13 protein-coding genes are annotated in these 18,516 nt (G+C 73.5%); 10 read left to right on the forward strand and 3 right to left on the reverse strand.

Annotated features, from left to right (window positions below):
* Window positions 1-25 precede the first annotated feature (25 nt).
* The 5 genes from OHS33_RS21870 to OHS33_RS21890 all read left to right on the forward strand — a co-directional run bounded on the left by OHS33_RS21870 (window position 26) and on the right by OHS33_RS21890 (window position 11,594).
* The gene (locus tag OHS33_RS21870; protein ID WP_330332083.1) at window positions 26-4,336 is read left to right on the forward strand and encodes a protein kinase; all 4,311 of its coding nucleotides are present in this window, start codon (window positions 26-28) and stop codon (window positions 4,334-4,336) included.
* A gap of 124 nt (window positions 4,337-4,460) precedes the next feature.
* Window positions 4,461-6,152 (forward strand): serine/threonine-protein kinase, encoded by a 1,692-nt coding sequence (locus OHS33_RS21875; RefSeq protein ID WP_330332084.1) that lies wholly within the window; start codon window positions 4,461-4,463, stop codon window positions 6,150-6,152.
* Between the two features lie 136 nt (window positions 6,153-6,288).
* Window positions 6,289-7,917: a succinic semialdehyde dehydrogenase gene (locus OHS33_RS21880; protein ID WP_330332085.1), complete on the forward strand. Its 1,629-nt coding sequence runs from the start codon at window positions 6,289-6,291 to the stop codon at window positions 7,915-7,917.
* Between the two features lie 4 nt (window positions 7,918-7,921).
* Window positions 7,922-9,748: a GMC oxidoreductase gene (locus tag OHS33_RS21885; RefSeq protein ID WP_443065332.1), complete on the forward strand. Its 1,827-nt coding sequence runs from the start codon at window positions 7,922-7,924 to the stop codon at window positions 9,746-9,748.
* 163 nt (window positions 9,749-9,911) lie between these two features.
* On the forward strand, window positions 9,912-11,594 hold the full coding sequence (locus OHS33_RS21890; RefSeq protein WP_330332087.1) for an LPXTG cell wall anchor domain-containing protein: 1,683 nt from the start codon (window positions 9,912-9,914) through the stop codon (window positions 11,592-11,594).
* A gap of 280 nt (window positions 11,595-11,874) precedes the next feature.
* Here OHS33_RS21890 and OHS33_RS21895 read toward each other — a convergent pair whose 3' ends face one another.
* Window positions 11,875-12,144: a chorismate mutase gene (locus OHS33_RS21895; RefSeq protein WP_330332088.1), complete on the reverse strand. Its 270-nt coding sequence runs from the start codon at window positions 12,142-12,144 to the stop codon at window positions 11,875-11,877.
* A 90-nt stretch (window positions 12,145-12,234) separates the two neighbouring features.
* On the opposite strand from OHS33_RS21895, the gene OHS33_RS21900 reads away from it, so the two are divergent.
* On the forward strand, window positions 12,235-13,449 hold the full coding sequence (locus OHS33_RS21900) for an RNA-guided endonuclease InsQ/TnpB family protein (RefSeq protein WP_330332089.1): 1,215 nt from the start codon (window positions 12,235-12,237) through the stop codon (window positions 13,447-13,449).
* A gap of 78 nt (window positions 13,450-13,527) precedes the next feature.
* Here the strand turns inward: OHS33_RS21900 and OHS33_RS21905 are convergent, their stop codons facing one another.
* Window positions 13,528-13,812, reverse strand: a complete 285-nt coding sequence (locus tag OHS33_RS21905) for a DUF7848 domain-containing protein (RefSeq protein WP_330332090.1) — start codon at window positions 13,810-13,812, stop codon at window positions 13,528-13,530.
* On the reverse strand, window positions 13,806-14,000 hold the full coding sequence (locus tag OHS33_RS21910; RefSeq protein WP_330332091.1) for a hypothetical protein: 195 nt from the start codon (window positions 13,998-14,000) through the stop codon (window positions 13,806-13,808). Before OHS33_RS21910 ends, OHS33_RS21905 begins: the two co-directional genes overlap by 7 nt.
* A gap of 173 nt (window positions 14,001-14,173) precedes the next feature.
* Between OHS33_RS21910 and OHS33_RS21915 the strand changes: the two genes are divergently transcribed.
* The 4 genes from OHS33_RS21915 to OHS33_RS21930 all read left to right on the forward strand — a co-directional run bounded on the left by OHS33_RS21915 (window position 14,174) and on the right by OHS33_RS21930 (window position 18,360).
* Window positions 14,174-14,920 (forward strand): DUF6879 family protein, encoded by a 747-nt coding sequence (locus OHS33_RS21915; RefSeq protein WP_330332092.1) that lies wholly within the window; start codon window positions 14,174-14,176, stop codon window positions 14,918-14,920.
* A 9-nt stretch (window positions 14,921-14,929) separates the two neighbouring features.
* Window positions 14,930-15,778, forward strand: coding sequence for a helix-turn-helix domain-containing protein (locus OHS33_RS21920; protein ID WP_330332093.1), 849 nt, complete (start codon window positions 14,930-14,932; stop codon window positions 15,776-15,778).
* A 90-nt stretch (window positions 15,779-15,868) separates the two neighbouring features.
* Window positions 15,869-17,461: a glutamine-hydrolyzing GMP synthase gene (gene guaA / locus OHS33_RS21925; RefSeq protein ID WP_330332094.1), complete on the forward strand. Its 1,593-nt coding sequence runs from the start codon at window positions 15,869-15,871 to the stop codon at window positions 17,459-17,461.
* A gap of 134 nt (window positions 17,462-17,595) precedes the next feature.
* The gene (locus tag OHS33_RS21930) at window positions 17,596-18,360 is read left to right on the forward strand and encodes a class II aldolase/adducin family protein (protein ID WP_330332095.1); all 765 of its coding nucleotides are present in this window, start codon (window positions 17,596-17,598) and stop codon (window positions 18,358-18,360) included.
* Window positions 18,361-18,516 lie beyond the last annotated feature (156 nt).

An 18,516-nucleotide genomic window follows, 5' to 3' on the forward strand; every position in this document is an offset into this window, starting at 1 on the left:
CACCAACGCGCTCGGGGGAGGCGGCATGGAGGAGTACGCGGGCCGGATCCTGGCCGAGCGGTACCGCCTGCCGCTGCCGCCGCAGGGCGCGCCGGACGAGTACGAACTCGTCGAGACGCGGGCCTTCGACACGCGCAGCGGGCAGGAAGTGCTGGTCCGGCAGGTGCCGTTACCGGAGATCGTCGACGCGGAGATGCTCGACGGGCACCGGGCGCCCGCGGCCGGGCGGCGGCCGGTGTCCGAACTCCCGGCCGTACGGCGCGCGATCGCCGCGGCGCAGGCGGCGGCCAGGGTGCCGGACCATCCGCGCCTCGACCAGGTCTTCGACGTCTTCGCCGAGGGAAATTCGCTGTGGATCGTCAGCGAGTTGGTGCCGGCCAGGTCGCTGGCCGCGCTGATCGCGGACGAGCCGCTGAGCCCGTACCGTGCGGCGGAGGTGGCTGCGGACGTACTGACGGCGTTGCGGGTGCTGCACGCGCACGGCTGGACGCACCGGAACATCACCGTCCGGACGGTGCTCGTCTGCGACGACGGGCGTGTCGTGCTGACCGGCCTGGCGGCCGGGGCGGCGGAGGAAGCCCTGTGCGGGTACGACCCGGTGCCGGTGGCCGAGGCCGACCCGCCGGGGGATCCGCGCCTCGGCGAGGGCGCGCGCCAGGACGCGGCGTGGGCGCGGGGCGTACCCGTGGCTCTGCCGGGGCCGCCGCCGGCGCCCACCGCGGGGCGGCCGGTGCCGGGTGAACATCCGTACGGAACCTCGGAGTTCGGCAGCCCCGACCTCGGCAACCCGAGCTTCGGCGACCGGGGCCGCGCCCCCTTCGGCGCACCCGAACCCCCGGCCGAGGCCGAACCGGGCGGCTACGCCGGGTCGGCCGACCCCGCCCAGCTTGGCTACGACGCCCACGACGCCCACGACGATTCCAACGGTTACGACGGTTACGACGGTTACGACGACCGAGGTCCAGGCGGGCCCGGCCTCGGCCGGTTCGCGTCGGAGGACCCGGAGTCCGCGCCGGAGGCGCATGGGTATGGGCATGGGCCTGGCCGTGGCCGGTCGGAGCCCGCGCCGGAGCGGGGTGCCGGTGCTGGCGGCCGTGTGTCGCCGGGCGGCCCCGGCCCCGGCCTCGGCCGGTTCGCGTCGGAGGAGCCGGAGTCCGGGCCCGGGCCCGAGCCGGAGGGGGACATCGCCGGTGGCGAACCGCCGCCGTACGCCCCGCTCGTGGCGCCCGGGTACGACACGGCGCCCCTGTCGGGCCCCGGGCCGGGACCGCGGGGCGGGCCGACGTACGCCGATCACATCACCCCCGAGCCGACGGCCGGGCGCCCCGACCCCAAGGCCGCCGCGCGCGCCGGGGCCATCGCGGCCTACCGGGCCGGGGCGCAGGCCGCGGCCCGCCTGACCGAGGAGCGGCGGGCCGGGGCGGCTCCGGCCGAGGAGAACCGGCCCGCGGGGTCCAACCTGCCGCAGGGGTACTCGTACCCGTACGGCGGCCCCGGTGCCGCCGCCTGGCACGGCGCCACCCCCCGGCGCACCACACCCCCGGCCCTCCCCCCGGCCGAGACCGGCCCCCCGGACCCGACCCCGCCCCCCGCGGCAGCCGCCCCCGGTCCCTCCGACCGGAACGCCGAGCCGCCGCCCCCGGCCCGGGAGTGGTCCTCCACTCCGCAGCCCGGCACCGCCTCGTCGGCAGACGGTCACGGCGCCCCCGGCCGGGGCGCCGAGGCGTTGCCCTCTGCCCAGGGGTGGGCCCCTGCCCAGGAGCTGGACCCCGGCACCGCTTCGGCGGGAGCCGGGCCCGGTGTCCCCGGCCCGGGTACCGAAGCGTTGCCCCCCGCCCAGGGGTGGGCCCCTGCCCAGGAGCCGGACCCCGGGACCGCCTCGGCGGCGGACGGTCCCGGTGCCTCCGGCCCGGGTACCGAGGCGCCGCCCCCGGCCCAGGGGTGGGCCCCTGCCCGGGAGCTTGGCCCTGGGACCGCTTCGGCGGGAGCCGGTCCCGGTGCCTCCGGCCCGGGTGCCGAGGCGTCGGCCCCGTCCGCGTACCCGGGTGCCGATCCGGCCGTGCCCGGAGGCCCGGCGTGGGTCCCGCAGCCGGGTGCCGAGCCGTCCCCGGACCAGCGTCGGGACTCCGGCGCGGGGTCCGATGCGGACGGGCTCCCGGCCGGGGGTTCCGGAGCGGCCTCGTCCCCCGACCGGGCCTGGGCCCGTGGCACGGGTGCGGAGGGGGTCTGGGCCTCCGGCCCGGAGCGGCATCCTGCGGCGCCGTCGGACCCCGACCGGTCCTGGGGCGTTGGCGCGGGTTCCGGGCCGTCCCCGGCCCCGGAGGCTGAACAGGGCTGGGCCCCCGGTGCGGAGGCGCCCCTTGGCGCGGCAGCGGAGCTGACCGGTGGGTCCGAAGGGGCCGCCCCGGCCCCGGAGGCTGAACAGGACTGGACCCCCGGCGCGGGGTCCGCGGACCAGGCCTGGGTCCCCGGCCAGGGCGCGGAAGCGAACCCGTCCCACGGCCAGGGCTGGGCCACCGGAACGGAGTTCCACCCCCAGGCGGACTCGGAGCGGGGCTGGACCCCGCTCCCCGCACAGTCGCGCGGCGACGGCCCGCACACCGACGCGGGCCGGTCCCCCCGGGCCCAGCCCCCCGGCCCGGAGCGAGCGCACAGCCTTGGGCCCGGCCACGACCTGGCCCCCGACCCGGCCCAAGGGCTGGGCCTCGGGCCGACGTCCGGCCAAGCGCACGGGCTGGGCCAGGCGCAAGCGCCGCACCACGGGCAGATCGCTGCCCAGACCCAAGGCGTGCCCGACCATGGCCCCGGTCCTGCCCAGGCCTACGCCCAGCCCCCCGGCCCGGAGCGAGCGCACAGCCTTGGGCCCGGCCACGACCTGGCCCCCGCCCCCGGCCAAGGCCCTGGCCAAGGGCACGCCCCCGCCCCCGGCCCCCACCAGGCGGCCCCTGCCCCCGGCCAAGGCCAAGGCCAAGGCCAAGCCCACCCCCCCGCCCTGCCCGGGCGGTTGGTGTTGCCGCAGGGGTTTCAGGAGGCTGAGGTGCCCGCGCCGCGGGGTGGGGCGGGAGGGGCCGGGGCCGGGGTCGGGGGGTGGGCCGCCGGGCCCGTCACCGCGCTCGACGCCGAGCGGGCACGGCTGACGCGGATGGCCGTCGTCGGGGCCGTCACGGAGCGCTGGGCGCCCGAACAGGCCGGGCCCGTCCACGACAACTGGCAGCTGGCCGCGCCCATCGGTCCCGCCACCGACCTGTGGGCCCTCGGCGCGCTGCTCTACCGGGCCGTCCAGGGGCACGCCCCCTACCCCGAGGACAGCGTCGCGGAACTCGTCGAGATGGTCTGCGCCGAGCCGCCCGCCTTCGCGGAGGAGTGCGGTCCGCTGCGGCCGATCGTGGAGTCGCTGCTGCGCCAGGACCCGACCGAGCGCCCCGACTTCGAGGAGCTGCGCGGCTGGCTGCGTTCGCTCGTACGGTCGGCCCCCGAGCCGGACGGCGGCATCGGCATCGGCGGTTTCGCCTTCCCGCTGCCCGAAGCCGACCCGGCCCGGCTGCCGGTCGTACGCCGCAAGGGCGACCTCTCGCACGGCCGTCACCGCGGCACCGGCACCCAGCACACCACGTCCCGCCCCCGCGGCGGCCGTTCGCTGGGCCGGACCCTGCTGCTGCTCGTGCTGGTGGCGCTGGCGGGCGGGGTCGCGTACGCCATGTTCTTCCTGCCCAAGGCGACGACCGGGGACGGGGACACGGGTGGCGCCCGGGCCCAGGGAGGACCCGGGCCCACCGCGACCGCCACGCCCGGAGGGGCCGGCGGCGTCAACACGCCCACCGGGACGCCCCAGTCGAAGCCCGCCGCACAGAGCGGCAGCCCGTCCGCACCACCGGCGGCCGACGCCCCCGCCGGGTACACGGCCGAGCAGGACCCCGAGGGCTTCCGGGTCTTCGTACCGGGCGGTTGGGAGCGCCACGGCGTCAACGACATGGGTCAGGTCCGCTACACCAACGGGGACTTCGTGCTCATCCTGACCCCGGGCCGCGACGCCGTGGACGGCAATCCGGACCCGCTCAGCTACCAGCGCGACAAGGAGCGCGAGCTGGAGCCCTTCCGCACCTCGACCTGGGCGACCTCGACCGGGGTGAAGCAGACCAAGGTCGGCCAGCAGCTCAGCGCGGAGGGCCAGTACACCTGGACCGACGGGGGCGGCCGTTCCGTCTACGTCCGCAACCGCGTCGTCGCCCTCGGCGGCCGCTACCACGTGGTGATGGTCATCGGTCCGCAGGACGCCCAGGACAAGGTGACCGAGGTCTTCGAGAAGGCCACGGGGAGTTACCGGCCGGGCTCCTGAGGGCCTGCTGACCGATCATCAGTACGGCGATTGCGTCACAGTGCTGTCTCACGGGCCCCGCGCGGTTCCGGCATCGCCCGCGCGCTCCGTAATCTGGCCCGAAGGCAGAGAGCGGCGGGGTTGAGTGGAACACAGGACAGGCGCGGGCGCGGTACTCGCGGGCCGGTACCGGCTCGGCGAGCCGATCGGCAGCGGCGGCATGGGCAAGGTGTGGCGCGCGCACGACGAACTGCTCAGCAGGACGGTCGCCGTCAAGGAACTGACGGCGGGTCTGTACGTCGCCGAGGCCGACCGGGCCGTCCTGCACGCCCGGACCAAGAAGGAGGCCCGGGCCGCGGCCCGGATCGCGCACCCCGCGGTCGTCACCGTCCACGACGTGTTCGAGCACGACGACCGGCCGTGGATCGTCATGGAGTACATCGACGGGCCCTCCCTCGCCGAGGCGGCGAAGGCGGCCGGGCGGATCGAGCCCCGCGAGGCGGCCCGGATCGGGCTGCACGTGCTGGGCGCGCTGCGCGCCGCGCACGCGGTCGGCGTGCTGCACCGGGACGTCAAGCCGGGCAACGTCCTGCTGGCCAAGGACGGCCGGGTGCTGCTCACGGACTTCGGGATCGCGGCGATCGAGGGGGACTCCTCGATCACCCGGACCGGTGAACTCGTCGGATCCATCGACTACCTCGCCCCCGAGCGGGTCACGGGCGGGGCGCCGGACCCGGCCTCCGACCTGTGGTCGCTGGGCGCCACCCTCTACACGGCGGTGGAGGCGCGCTCGCCCTTCCGCCGCACCTCGCCGATCTCCAGCCTGCAGGCCGTGGTCAACGACGAACCGCCCGCCCTGCGGCAGGCGGGCGCGCTGGGCGCGGTCATCACGGCCCTGCTGCGCAAGGACCCGGCGCAGCGGCCGTCGGCGGCCGAGGCCGAGCGGATGCTGGTCGAGGCGATGGAGGGGCGCGAGCCGAAGTCGGCGCACGCGTACGTGCCCACGCGCACCCTGACGCCGGAGGAGCGGGCCACCCCCGTGCCCGCCGCCCTCCCGCCTGCCCCCGAGCCGGAGCCCGAGGCGCCCGCGCCCGCCGCCGCGCCCGCGGAGTTCCGTACGGAGCCCCCCACCACGCCCGCCCCGCACCCGGCGCACCCGTCGCACCCGGCACACCCGGTCCCGAACGCGCACCCGTCGGCACACCCCGCGGCGGGCCGCTCCACCGGCGGCCGGATCCGGCGCGCGGCGGTGGTGGCCGTGGTGGCCGCCCTGCTGGGCGGGGCCGGAGCCTTCGGGATCCTCAGGTACACGGAGTTGCTCGACGGCGCGGACGGCAAGGGCGGCGGCTCGGGCCACAGCGCCCCGGCCGAGGACCCCGTCCCGGACGGGTGGGAGCGGGTGGAGGACCCGACCGGCTTCACGCTGATCGTGCCCAACGGCTGGACGCGCCAGATGAACGGCGACCAGATCGACTACACCCCGGACAACGGCAAGCACTTCATCCGGATCGCCTCCGACACCACCCCGGACTACGACAACCCGTACATGCACCTGCTCGATCTGGAGAAGCAGGTGCGCCAGCGGACGGACTACAAGCGGCAGCTGCTGAACCAGAACACCTTCCGGGACAGCACGCGCGCGGCCCTGTGGGACTTCACGTGGACCGAGAAGGGCACGCACGCCGGGCCGCGCCGGGCCATCGAGCAGATGTACATCGCCCCGAACGGGACCGAGTACGCCGTCTACATGTCGGGGCCGGTCGAGGGCTGGGCCACGCTGCGGCAGCAGTTCGACACCGTGCTCAGCGGCTGGGAGCCGCCCGCCGGGACGGGCTGAGCCGACGGCGGGACCGCTCGCCGGTACGGGCTGATCGCGCTATTCGGAGGGATCCTGCCAGCGATCACTGGCGGAAATGCAAAATCCGGTTACCCACGGGTACCCAAAGCCCTCCCGGCGCAATACGCTCACCGCCATGACGGACTCGCAGGCCCCCGCCCCCCTCCGCGCCGCCCCGGCCCCCACCAACCCGGTGGCCCCCGCCCCGGCAGGCGCCCGGACCGCCACCGACGTCGTGACCCCGGACCTGGTGGCCCGGCTCACCCGCGGGGTGCTCGGCTCCGGCCGCACCGCCAACCACACCCCCTTCACCGGGGCGAAGCTGGCGGACCTGCCCGAGGCCACGCCCGAGGACGTCGCCGAGGCCTTCGACCGGGCCCGCGCCGCCCAGGCGGCCTGGGCCGCGGTCCCCGTACGCCGTCGCGCCGCAGTGCTGCTGCGCTTCCACGATCTGGTCCTGGACCGGCAGGCCGAGGTCCTCGACCTCATCCAGCTGGAGACCGGCAAGGCCCGGCTGCACGCGCACGAGGAGGTGCAGGCCGTCGCCATCGCGGCCCGCCACTACGGCCGCCAGGCCCCCTCCTACCTGCGCCCCAAGAGCCACACCGGCGCCGTCCCGGTCCTCACCAAGGTTGTCGAGCTGCGCCAGCCGCGCGGGGTCGTCGGCCAGATCGCCCCCTGGAACTACCCCCTCGAACTCTCCGTCGGCGACGCGCTGCCCGCCTTCGTCTCCGGCAACGCCGTCGTGATGAAGCCCGACACCGAGACCGCGCTGACCGCCCTGTGGGCCCGCGACCTGCTCATCGAGGCGGGACTGCCCGCCGAGGTCTTCCAGATCGTGCTCGGCGAGGGCCCCGTCGTCGGCCCCGAGGTGGTCCGCCACGCCGACTACGTCTCCTTCACCGGCTCCACCCGTACCGGCCGCGAGGTCGCCCAGGGCGCCGCCGCCCGCCTGGTCGGGGTCTCCCTCGAACTCGGCGGCAAGAACGCCATGCTGGTCCTGCACGACGCCGACGTGGAGAAGGCCGCCGCGGGCGCCGTCCGCGCCTGCTTCTCCTCCGCGGGCCAGCTGTGCATCTCCATCGAGCGGCTCTACGTCCACGAGTCGGTCGCGGACGCCTTCGTCGAGCGGTTCGCCGCCCGCACCCGGGCCATGCGGCTCGGCAACTGCCTCGCCTACGGCGCGGACATGGGCTCGCTGGTCGGCGAACGCCAGCTGGAGACCGTACAGCGGCACGTCGACGAGGCCGTCGCCAAGGGCGCGACCCTCGTCGCGGGCGGCGCCGCCCGCCCCGACATCGGCCCGCTCTTCTACGAGCCCACCATCCTCGACGGCGTCGAGGCGCCGATGGCGGTGTGCGCCGAGGAGACCTTCGGCCCGGTCGTCTCCATCTACCGGTTCAGCGACGAGGACACGGCCATCGCCCAGGCGAACGCCACCTCCTACGGGCTCAACGCCAGCGTCTGGACCAAGGACGCCCGCCGCGGCCTGTCGGTCGCCGCCCGGCTGCGCACCGGCACCGTCAACATCAACGAGGGCTACGCGCCCGCCTACGGCAGCGCGCAGGCCCCCATGGGCGGCATGAAGGACTCGGGCCTCGGCCGCCGGCACGGCTCCGAGGGCATCCTCAAATACACCGAGGCCCAGACCGTCGCCCACCAGCGGCTGCTCCCCATGGCGCCCTCGCTGGGCATGGACGACGAGAAGTACGCGGCGTTCATGAGCCGCAGCCTCAAGGTCATGAAGGCCCTCCGACTGCGCTAGGAGCGTGGCAGTGCCGCACAGCAGTGACTTCGACCACCAGAGCAGTGACTACGACTACGACGTGATCGTCATCGGTTCGGGCTTCGGAGGGTCGGTCTCGGCGCTGCGGCTCACGGAGAAGGGGTACCGGGTCGGCGTCCTGGAGGCGGGGCGCCGCTTCACCCGCGAGAGCCTGCCCAGGAACAGCTGGGACCTGCGCAACTACCTGTGGGCACCGGCGCTCGGGCTGTACGGGATCCAGCGCATCCACTTGCTCGGCAACGTGATGGTGCTCGCGGGCGCCGGCGTGGGCGGCGGCTCGCTCAACTACGCCAACACGCTGTACGTGCCGCCCACGGCCTTCTTCGAGGACCGGCAGTGGGCGTCCATCACCGACTGGCAGGACGAACTGGCCCCGTACTACGACCAGGCCAAGCGGATGCTGGGGGTCCGGCTCAACCCGACGATGACCCCCTCCGACGTGCACCTCAAGGCGGCCGCCGCCAGGATGGGCGTCGCGGACTCCTTCCACATGGCCCCCGTCGGCGTCTTCTTCGGCGACGGCGCGGACGCCGGGGGACAGGCCGAAGGACAGACAGGGGTCCGGCCCGGCGAGGAGGTCGCCGACCCCTACTTCGGCGGCGCGGGCCCCTCCCGCAAGGCCTGCACCGAATGCGGCGAGTGCATGACCGGCTGCCGCCACGGCGCCAAGAACACCCTGAACGAGAACTACCTGCACCTCGCCGAGCGCGCGGGTGCCGTCATCCACCCGATGACCATGGTCACCGCCCTCGGTGAACACGCCGACGGCGGCTACCGGGTGCGCACCGTCCCCACCGACGGCCGCCGCAAGGGCCGCGCCACGGTGCTGCGCGCCCGGTACGTCGTCGTCGCGGCCGGTACGTACGGCACCCAGACCCTGCTGCACACCATGAAGGACCGCGGCGAGCTGCCCCGCCTCTCCGACCGGCTCGGCGACCTGACCCGCACCAACTCCGAGGGCCTGGTCGGCGCGCAGACCGACGAGCGCCGCTACCGCAAGCGCCACGGCGCGGGCGCGCGCGCCGACTTCACCCGCGGCGTGGCCATCACCTCCTCGGTGCACCCCAACGCCGACACCCACATCGAGCCGGTCCGCTACGGCAAGGGCTCCAACGCGATGGGGTTCATGACCATCCTCCAGGTGCCCTACGCCCCGCACCGGGTGCGCGCATGGTTCTCCCGCACCGCCCGGCACCCGGTGCAGTTCGCGCGCTCGCTCTCCAACCGCCGCTGGTCGGAGCGGACCATCATCGGGCTGGTCATGCAGTCGCTGGACAACTCCCTGACGACGTACCGCAAACCCGGCGGCCTCGGGAAGGGCCTGCTGACCGCCCGCCAGGGCCACGGCGCCCCCAACCCGGTCCAGATCGCGGAGGCCACGCAGGCCGCCACCCTGCTGGCCGAGGAGATCAACGGCTTCCCCGGCAGCAACATCGGCGAGCTGATGGGCACCCCGCTGACCGCGCACTTCCTGGGCGGCTGCCCCATCGGCGCCACTCCCGAGGAGGGCGTGGTGGACCCGTACCACCGGCTCCACGGGCACCCCGGCATCTCGGTGGTGGACGGCTCGGCCGTCTCCGCGAACCTCGGCGTCAACCCGTCGCTGACGATCACCGCCCAGGCCGAGCGGGCCATGGCGTACTGGCCCAACAAGGGCGAGGCCGACCCCCGTCCCGCCCAGGACGCGGCCTACGAGCGCCTCGGGGCCGTGGAACCCGCCCGTCCGGCGGTCCCCAAGGAAGCGTTCGCGGCGCTGCGCCTGCCCTTCCTGGCGGTCCCCCCGGTCCCGCCGAAGAGCCGGAACAGCTGAGCGCGCGCGGGCACGACACGGGCACGACAACGGGGTCTGCTCTCCCCCTCCGAGGGCAGACCCCGTACTCAAGTGACACGCGACCCCTCCGGATGGTTGCGAGTGACGCCTGTCACATGGGGAACCAGGCAACTGCCGTAAGCGTTCGGCAGTCTCGATGGTCATGAGAAAGCGCATCTCCCTGCTGGCCGCGGCCGGCCTGGTGGCTCTGGGGCTGACCACCCCGGCCGCCGCCGCGGACCCCGTCTTTCCGCTCACCGGTCCGTCCGCGATCGCCCTCCGGCTGCACCCGGGGACCCCGACGGGCGTCGCGAAGGAATCCCGCCTCGTCTTCGCCCTGCCCGCCCCCGAGGCCGGAGCGGGCAACCAGCTCCCGCAGGGCGGGTTCACCTTCACCGTCGACCTCGGCAAGCTCGCCGGGATCGCCGACGTCCGGGAGAACCCGGCCGTCGCCCAGCCCAAGTGCGTACGGACCGGCGCCACCCTCGTCTGCAAGGACCCCGGCACCGTCGCGGGCGCCCGCCCCGGCATCGACCTGCTGGTCGGCGCCGCCAAGGGCAGCGCGGACGGCGCGAGCGCCGACCTCACCGTGACCGGGACCGCCCAGGGCGCCACCGTCCGGCCCGCCACCACCAAGGTCACCGTCGGCGGCCCCGACCTGGTGATGGAGAAGCTCCCGCTCAAGGCCGAGCTGGTGCCCGGCCAGAAGCAGCCCGTCGCGCTCGCCTTCGCCAACACCGGCAACCGGCCCGCCCACGGCGTGGTCCTCGAACTGACCGCCACCCGCGGCATGGAGTTCGTCGAGCAGTACGACAACTGCGTCACCCGCGACGGCGGCAGGACCGGCATCACCGTCTGCTCCTTCGAGGGCGACTTCGGCCCCGGCGAGGCGTACGAACTGGCCGACCCGCTGACCCTCAGGGCCACCGCGCGGGCGTACGAGGACCAGCTCGGCTACGGCATCTACGAGACGGGCAGCCACCCGGAGGCGGGCACCGGCCTCTCCGTCCCGGCCGGAAAGGGCACCGGCAAGACCCTGGCGGTCAAGAAGCGCCCCGCCGCCCTGACCGCCAAGGCGGCCACCGACCTCGAACCGGGCGACAACCGGCGCGACTTCGCCTTCCGCACCGCCAACACCGCGGACTTCGCCGCGACCGGCGCCTCCCTCCAGGGCAAGGCCGGCCAGAGCGTCACCGCGGAACTCGGCTTCCGCAACCAGGGCCCGGCCTGGATCGACCGCGTCCGCATCGGCCAGGCGCCCGTCGCCGTGGCCCGTACGGACATCCGCATCCCGGCCGGTGCCTCCGTCACCAAGAAGCCGGAAGCCTGCCGGGCCGTGAACGCAGACGGCGGCGAGCGCACGGCGCAGCAGCAGCTCGGCGCGCCCCGCTACTTCTGCGAGAGCGGTGCGACGGTGCTGGAGAACGGCCAGGAGCGCTACGCCTTCGAGCTGCGCGTGGACCAGGCCGTCGAAGGCGCTGCCGGCAAGGGGTCGGTCGCGGTCGGCGAGCCGAACCCGCAGGGGGTCGCCGCGCACCGCTTCGACCCGAAGCCGGACAACAACACGGCCGAGTTCGTCCTGAACGCGAAGGGCGGCGGCGCCAGCCCGGGCCCGAGCGGCAGCCCGTCGCCGTCGGGCTCGCCGAGCCCGTCCCCCTCGGTCTCCGTCTCGGTCTCGGCCTCGGGCAGCCCGGCCGCGGGGACCACCGGGGGCGGTCAGAGCGCGAACGGCAACCTGGCCTCCACCGGCAGCTCCGCCGCGCCGCTCGCACTGGGCGCGGCCATGCTGCTGGCGGCCGGTGGCGCGCTGTACGTGGCGTTCCGGCGCCGCACGGGCCGCGCGTAACGCCGTAGGCACAGGCACGCAGAACGGCCGGCCCGGGGCGTCCCCTGGGCCGGCCGTTTTTATGGGTGACCGGGCTGCTGTCCCCTGCCGTCCGGTCACGCGGAGGAGCGAGGTCCCACGACGCCCGCTCCACGGGGCGGGCGTCTCCATCGCTCCAGCGGAGCCACGCGTGGTTCTTGCGGGCCCGCGCCTGGCTGGCACGGACAATCCCCTCAACGCGGGGAGCCGGGAGCCGGTCACGGCCCGGACGAGTGACGAACAGGCGCGCGCGGCCCGCCCGTCAAACCCGGCCGCGGGACAGCTCCAGCAGGGTCATGGCGAGCGCGGTCCCGGACTTGCCGAGAGCACTGCTCCAATGCGAGAGCACCTCATTCTCCCGTGACAGGTGCACCCGCCGCCCGCCCGCCGCGATCCGCGCGTCCTGGATCACGGGATCATTGGGCTGATCCAGGAGCGGATGGCCGTCTCGGCCGTCATCCAGGACGCGCGGCCGGCGACCACCCCTGATCTTGCGTGGGCTCCCCGGCTTCAGCAGGGCAGGGAAACGCATCTTTGGACCGGAGGCGCGGAGTGCTGGAGTTCGCCGTGTTGTCAGTGGCCTCCGTTAGGTTGATCGCAGGGCCGAGGGAGGGTGGGCCGGGTGATTCGTGCGTACAAGTTCCTGATGCGGCCCACCGTGGGCCAGCGGGTCGCGTTGGGTGAGATGTTGCGCGATCACTGTTCGCTCTACAACGGGGCGTTAGAGGAACGCCGCGACGCCTATCGGCATGTGTCGAAGACGTCCGTCAGGTACGGGCAGCAGTCGGTGCAGCTCAAGGAGATCAGGGCATTTGATCCGGAGCGTCAGGGCCGCTGGTCGTTCTCCTCGCAGCAGGCGACCTTGCGCCGTCTCGACAAGGCGTTCGCCGCGTTCTTCCGCCGCGTGAAGTCGGGTGAGACGCCCGGCTACCCCCGCTTCCGGGGCGTCAGCTGGTTCGACACGGTCGACTTCCCCAAGGACGGTGACGGCTGCCGCTGGGACAGCACCCCGCATGACCCCGTCACCCGGGTCCGCTTCCAGGGTGTCGGACACGTCAAGGTCAATCAGCACCGGCCGGTGGTCGGCAAGGTCAAGACGGTGTCCGTCAAGCGCGAGGGCAACCGCTGGTACGTGGTCCTGACCGCTGAGCAGTCACGGCCCGAGCCGCTGGCGCCGACGGGCAGTGTGGTCGGCATCGACTTGGGCATAGCCAGCTTCCTCACCACCTCCAACGGCGAGCACGTCGCCAACCCGCGTCATGGCCGCAGGGCTGCCGCGAAGCTGGGAGCCGCACAGCGGGCCCTGGCCCGGTTCCCGCGCGTACGCCGCGACAAGCGCACCGGCAACCACCAGCGGGCCGTCATCAAGGTTGGCGACCTGTACCGCAAGGTCCGCCGTCAGCGGCTCGACCATGCGCACAAGACCGCCCTGGGCCTGGTCCGTGACCACGACGTCATCGCGCACGAAGACCTCAAGATCCGCAACATGAGCAAGCGCCCCGCGCCGAAGCCGGACCCCGAGGCTCCGGGCGGCTTCCTGCCCAACGGGGCCGCCGCGAAGGCCGGGCTCAACCGTTCGATCTCGGATGCCGGATGGGGGGTGTTCCTGACGATCCTGCAGGCCAAGGCTGAGAGCGCCGGACGGGAAGTGATCGCCGTGGACCCCCGCAACACCTCCCGGACCTGCCCCGAATGCGGGCACGTCGCCAAGGAGAACCGGCCCGCCCAGGAGACGTTCCACTGTGTCTCGTGCGGCCACCAGGCGCACGCGGACACGGTGGGCGCCCTGAACGTTCTACGGGCCGGGCTGGTCCGTCGCGAGGCCCAACCGGTATAGCGAGAAGCCCCCTCCTTCAGGAGGGGGAGGAGTCACAGGTAAACAGGAAGTTCAGCTGCTTGAGCATGGAATGGATTGTTATCCTTTGTCCGGCTCCGTGCCAAGCGCATTCGGATGCTGAGACGCCGCCTCATCGGCGCGGGTGACCCGCGCGTGGTCGGTGTACACGCGGCGGAACAGGTCGTGCCCGGTCCGCCCCGCGTGCCGCAGCGCCCAGTCCTGTGCGGCCTCCTGCTCACCCTGCGCCCCGGACTCGGCGCCGCAGCCGTATGCCGCGCAGAACACCTCGTAGGTGACACCGCCCTCGGGCGCGTGCCGGATGGTGTGCGCGACGTACCGGAACGCGGCGCGCGGCCTCAGCACCGGTCCCGCCCGCGGTGAGCGGTGATCTCCACGTTGCACTCCGACACTGCCGAGTGGTCCCCGCGCCGATGCGCCTCCGACCGCTGCCCGGCCAGAGCCGCGCACACGTCACAGCCCGGGGCGGGTCTGGGGGCCTCGGTGGGGAGGGAGAGGTGGACCGGCGGACTCATGGTGGTCTGCGATGCCATGAACAGGACGCTAGGGAGGGCCTGTTGGGTGGCGCCAGGGCATGTTCTCGGCTGTTCTCGCGCACCGGCCGCATGTTCTCGCATGTTCCCGAGTGGTCTCGGGTATGTGCTTTCGCGGCACGGCAGCGCGGTGAATGCTGGAGCCATCAGTTTCCGCTGGAAAGGGCGTGACCATGGCGCGTCGACTGCGTTGCAACGGAACGGGTTCGGGCGGAGGCGGTTGTCCCGCCGTCCACGAGGACCTGGACAGCGGAGAGGTGATCGTGCACGGATTACCGCTCACCGATCCCGCGGACATCGCACAGCTCCAGCACCTCGGCGAGGGTGAGGTTCCGATCGTGGTCCCCCGAGAGCTGCTGGTCGACTTCGGCCCCAAGGAGGTCACCCGCGTGCCGCGCATCATCGATCTGGACGCGTTCGGTCGGCTCTTCGACAACTTCGAGCACACCGCGTGGCGGCTGGAGACCCGGCGCCGCTTCGCCTCCGACGAGGCCACCGACACCTACGCGCAATTCGCCGCGGGGCAGCCCGTGGAGTGGGACTACGACGACGAGTGGTCCCGCACCATGCGGTCGCAGACCTCCCAGGGGAAGCGCGTCGAGCGCGTACGGCTCGTCGACGACCCGGCGACGCCCGGGCAGCTGTACCTGCTCGACAACGCCAAGCGGAACTGCGCGGTGGGGGAGGACATCCGCAACCTGTCACGCGCCGAGGCGGAGCGCCTGAGGCTGCCGGCCGAGGACTTCTGGGTCTTCGATTCCCGGTTCGTAGCCCTGCTCAACTTCGACGACGACGACAACCTGCTCGACGTCGAGCTGATCACCGAGCCGGTGGAGGTCAACCGCTACGCCCAAGTCCGCGATGCCGCCTGGCACTTCGCCGTACGGTACGACGAGTTCGCCGCGGGCCTGCCGGAGTAGCGTGTACGGGTGAGCACAGACTTCCAAGCGGCGCGTGCCGCCCTCGGCGCCAGGCTCCGGGACCTGCGGGTCTCGGCGCCCGGCGGTCGGCTCACCGGAACACAGCTCGCGGACCGGCTCGGCTGGGTGCACTCCAAGGTGTACAAGCTGGAGAACGGCCGTCAGACAGCGACCACGGAAGACCTGCGGGCGTGGGCCGAGGCGGCCGGTCAGCCCGAAGCCGTCGACGAACTGCACGCGCGTCTCGGCGGGCTCGAATCGCACGTGCGCTCATGGCGCCGCCAACTGGCGTCGGGGCACCGCGCGGTGCAGGACGCGATCACCGCCGAGCACGCCCGCACCACCACCTTGCGCATCTGGGAGAACTGCGTCGTCGCGGGCATGCTCCAAACGGCCGACTACGCCCGCGCGGTCTTCACCCGGCACGCCGAGCTGATGCAGTCGCCACGCGACACCGAGGACGCGGTGCGCGCCCGGGTCCGCCGCCAGGAAGCGCTGTACGACTCCGGCAAGCGGCACCGGATCATGATGTGGGAAGGGGCGTTGCACGCCCAGGTCTGTCCGCCGCCGGTCCTCGCGGCGCAGCTCGACCGGCTGCTGAGCGTCATCGGCCTCGACACCGTCGAGCTGGGCATCGTCCCCTTCGCGGCCGCGTTGAAGATCCATCCGGCGAATGGTTTCTGGATCTACGACGAGCGGCTCGTCATCGCGGAGGACTGGCACGCCGAGCTGTGGATCGATGACGCCGGCAGCATTGCCACCTACCTCCGCGTCTGGGAGACGCTGCGGGAGTCCGCCGTGTACGGGGCCGACGCGCAGCGGGTGATCGGGGAGGCGCGCCGGGCGCTCGGGCGGTGACGTGCGCCTCGGATGGTGCGACAAGGCGGGGGCCTGCGCCACCGGTAGAATCGACAAAACAGCCACCCTCTCCCGCCGGAAGGCCGCCCCGTGCCAGAAGCACCCTCCGCCGCCCACGACTCCGCCCCGGACACGGTTCTCGTCGTCGACTTCGGCGCCCAGTACGCCCAGCTCATCGCCCGCCGCGTCCGTGAGGCACGGGTCTACAGCGAGATCGTGCCCAGCACGATGCCCGTGGGGGAGATGCTGGCCAAGAACCCCAAGGCGATCATCCTCTCCGGCGGTCCGTCCTCCGTGTACGAGGAAGGCGCGCCGCGCCTGGACGACGCCCGCGCCCTGTTCGAGGCCGGGGTTCCCGTCTTCGGCATGTGCTACGGCTTCCAGCTCATGGCGACCACCCTCGGCGGCACCGTCGACAACTCCGGCGCCCGCGAGTACGGCCGTACCGAGCTGGCCGTCTCCAAGTCCGGCTCCACGCTCTTCGAGGGCACCCCGGCGAACCAGTCGGTGTGGATGTCGCACGGCGACGCCTGCTCGGCCGCCCCCGAGGGCTTCACCGTCACCGCGTCCACCGACGTGGTCCCGGTCGCGGCCTTCGAGGACGACGCGAAGCGGCTGTACGGGGTCCAGTACCACCCCGAGGTCATGCACTCCACGCACGGCCAGCAGGTCCTGGAGCACTTCCTCTACCGGGGCGCGGGCCTGTCCCCGACCTGGACCACCGGCAACATCGTCGAGGAGCAGATCGCGGCGATCCGCGAGCAGGTCGGCGACAAGCGCGCCATCTGCGGTCTCTCCGGCGGTGTGGACTCGGCCGTGGCCGCGGCGCTCGTGCAGAAGGCCATCGGCTCGCAGCTCACCTGCGTGTACGTCGACCACGGTCTGATGCGCAAGGGCGAGACCGAGCAGGTCGAAAAGGACTTCGTCGCCGCCACCGGCGCGCGGCTGAAGGTCGTCGACGCGCAGGAGCGCTTCCTGACCGCGCTGGCCGGGGTCTCCGACCCGGAGACCAAGCGGAAGATCATCGGCCGCGAGTTCATCCGCGTCTTCGAGCAGGCCCAGCTGGAGATCCTCCAGGAGGACGGCCCCGCGGTCGCCTTCCTGGTCCAGGGCACCCTGTACCCGGACGTCGTCGAGTCCGGCGGCGGCACCGGCACCGCCAACATCAAGTCCCACCACAACGTGGGCGGGCTCCCCGACGACATCGAGTTCGAGCTCGTCGAGCCGCTGCGCCAGCTGTTCAAGGACGAGGTCCGGATGGTCGGCCAGGAGCTGGGCCTGCCGGACGAGATCGTCCAGCGCCAGCCCTTCCCGGGCCCCGGCCTCGGCATCCGCATCGTCGGCGAGGTCACCAAGGAGCGCCTGGACCTGCTCCGCGAGGCCGACGCCATCGCCCGCCACGAGCTGACGGCGGCCGGTCTCGACCGGGAGATCTGGCAGTGCCCGGTCGTCCTGCTCGCGGACGTCCGCAGCGTCGGCGTCCAGGGCGACGGCCGCACCTACGGTCACCCGATCGTGCTGCGCCCCGTCTCCTCCGAGGACGCGATGACCGCGGACTGGACGCGCATGCCGTACGAGGTGCTGGCCAAGATCTCCACCCGCATCACCAACGAGGTGCCGGACGTGAACCGCGTGGTCCTCGACTGCACGAGCAAGCCCCCGGGCACCATCGAGTGGGAGTAGACACCATCCCCGCCCGAAGTCAGTGAACAACCGGAGCCGCCGTCCCGCTAGGGACGGCGGCTCCGCCGTTTCTCTGGCCACTTCGCCCGCCCCCCGGTACCTTGCGCCGCGACCGCGAAGGAGAAGGAGGGCCCATGGCCGAGGGATCCGTGCGGGTACCCGCACCCGTGCCCGTGGAGCGGCTGGGCTTCGAGCTGCCACCGGTCTTCGCCACCGCCGGGGAGGCCCGCGCGCACCGCAAGGAACGCCTCGCGGGAGCGCTGCGGCTGCTGGGCCGCTTCGGGTACGAGGACGGGGTCGGCGGGCACGTCACCGCCCGCGACCCGGAGTTCGACGACTGCTACTGGGTGAACCCCTTCGGGCGGGCTTTCTCCGGGATCGGCCCCGACGACCTGCTGCTGGTCGACGGGGAGGGCCGGGTGGTCCAGGGTGCGCGGCGGGTCAACCAGCTGGCCTTCGCCGTGCACGCGGCCGTGCACCGGGCCCGGCCCGAGGTGGTGGCCGTGGTCCGCGCGCAGGCCCCGTACGGCAGGGCGCTCGCGGCCCTCGGCGAGCTGCTGGCCCCGATCACCCACGAGGCCTGCTGTTTCTACGAGGACCACGCGCTCCTCGACGAGTACGCGGGCGGCGGGGCGGATCCGGGGCGGATCGGGCGGGCGCTGGGCCCGTACAAGGCGCTGGTGCTGCGCAACCAGGGGCTGCTGACCGTCGGGGACTCGGTGGACGCGGCGCTGTGGTGGTTCGTCGCGGCCGAGCGGGCGGCGCAGGTGCAGCTGATCGCGCGGGCGGCCGGGAAGCCGGTGCTCATCGACCACCACGGTGCGGTCCTGACCAGGGAGCGGTTCGGCACCGATCTGGCGGCGTGGGTGAACTGCCAGCCGCTGTGGGAGCAGGTGTGATGACAGCGGCGCAGGAGGTGGCGTCAACATCATGAACGGTTAATCACCTGCTCTGACATCGTGCGCAATCCGGAACACTGCCGCAGTGGTGCACAATTCGCTGGCATTCCCCGGTAGTTGTACGCGAGTTGCACGAGGTAGTCAGAGAGGCGGCAC

Origin of the sequence: Streptomyces sp. NBC_00536, assembly GCF_036346295.1 — a bacterium.
Lineage (GTDB): Bacteria > Actinomycetota > Actinomycetes > Streptomycetales > Streptomycetaceae > Streptomyces.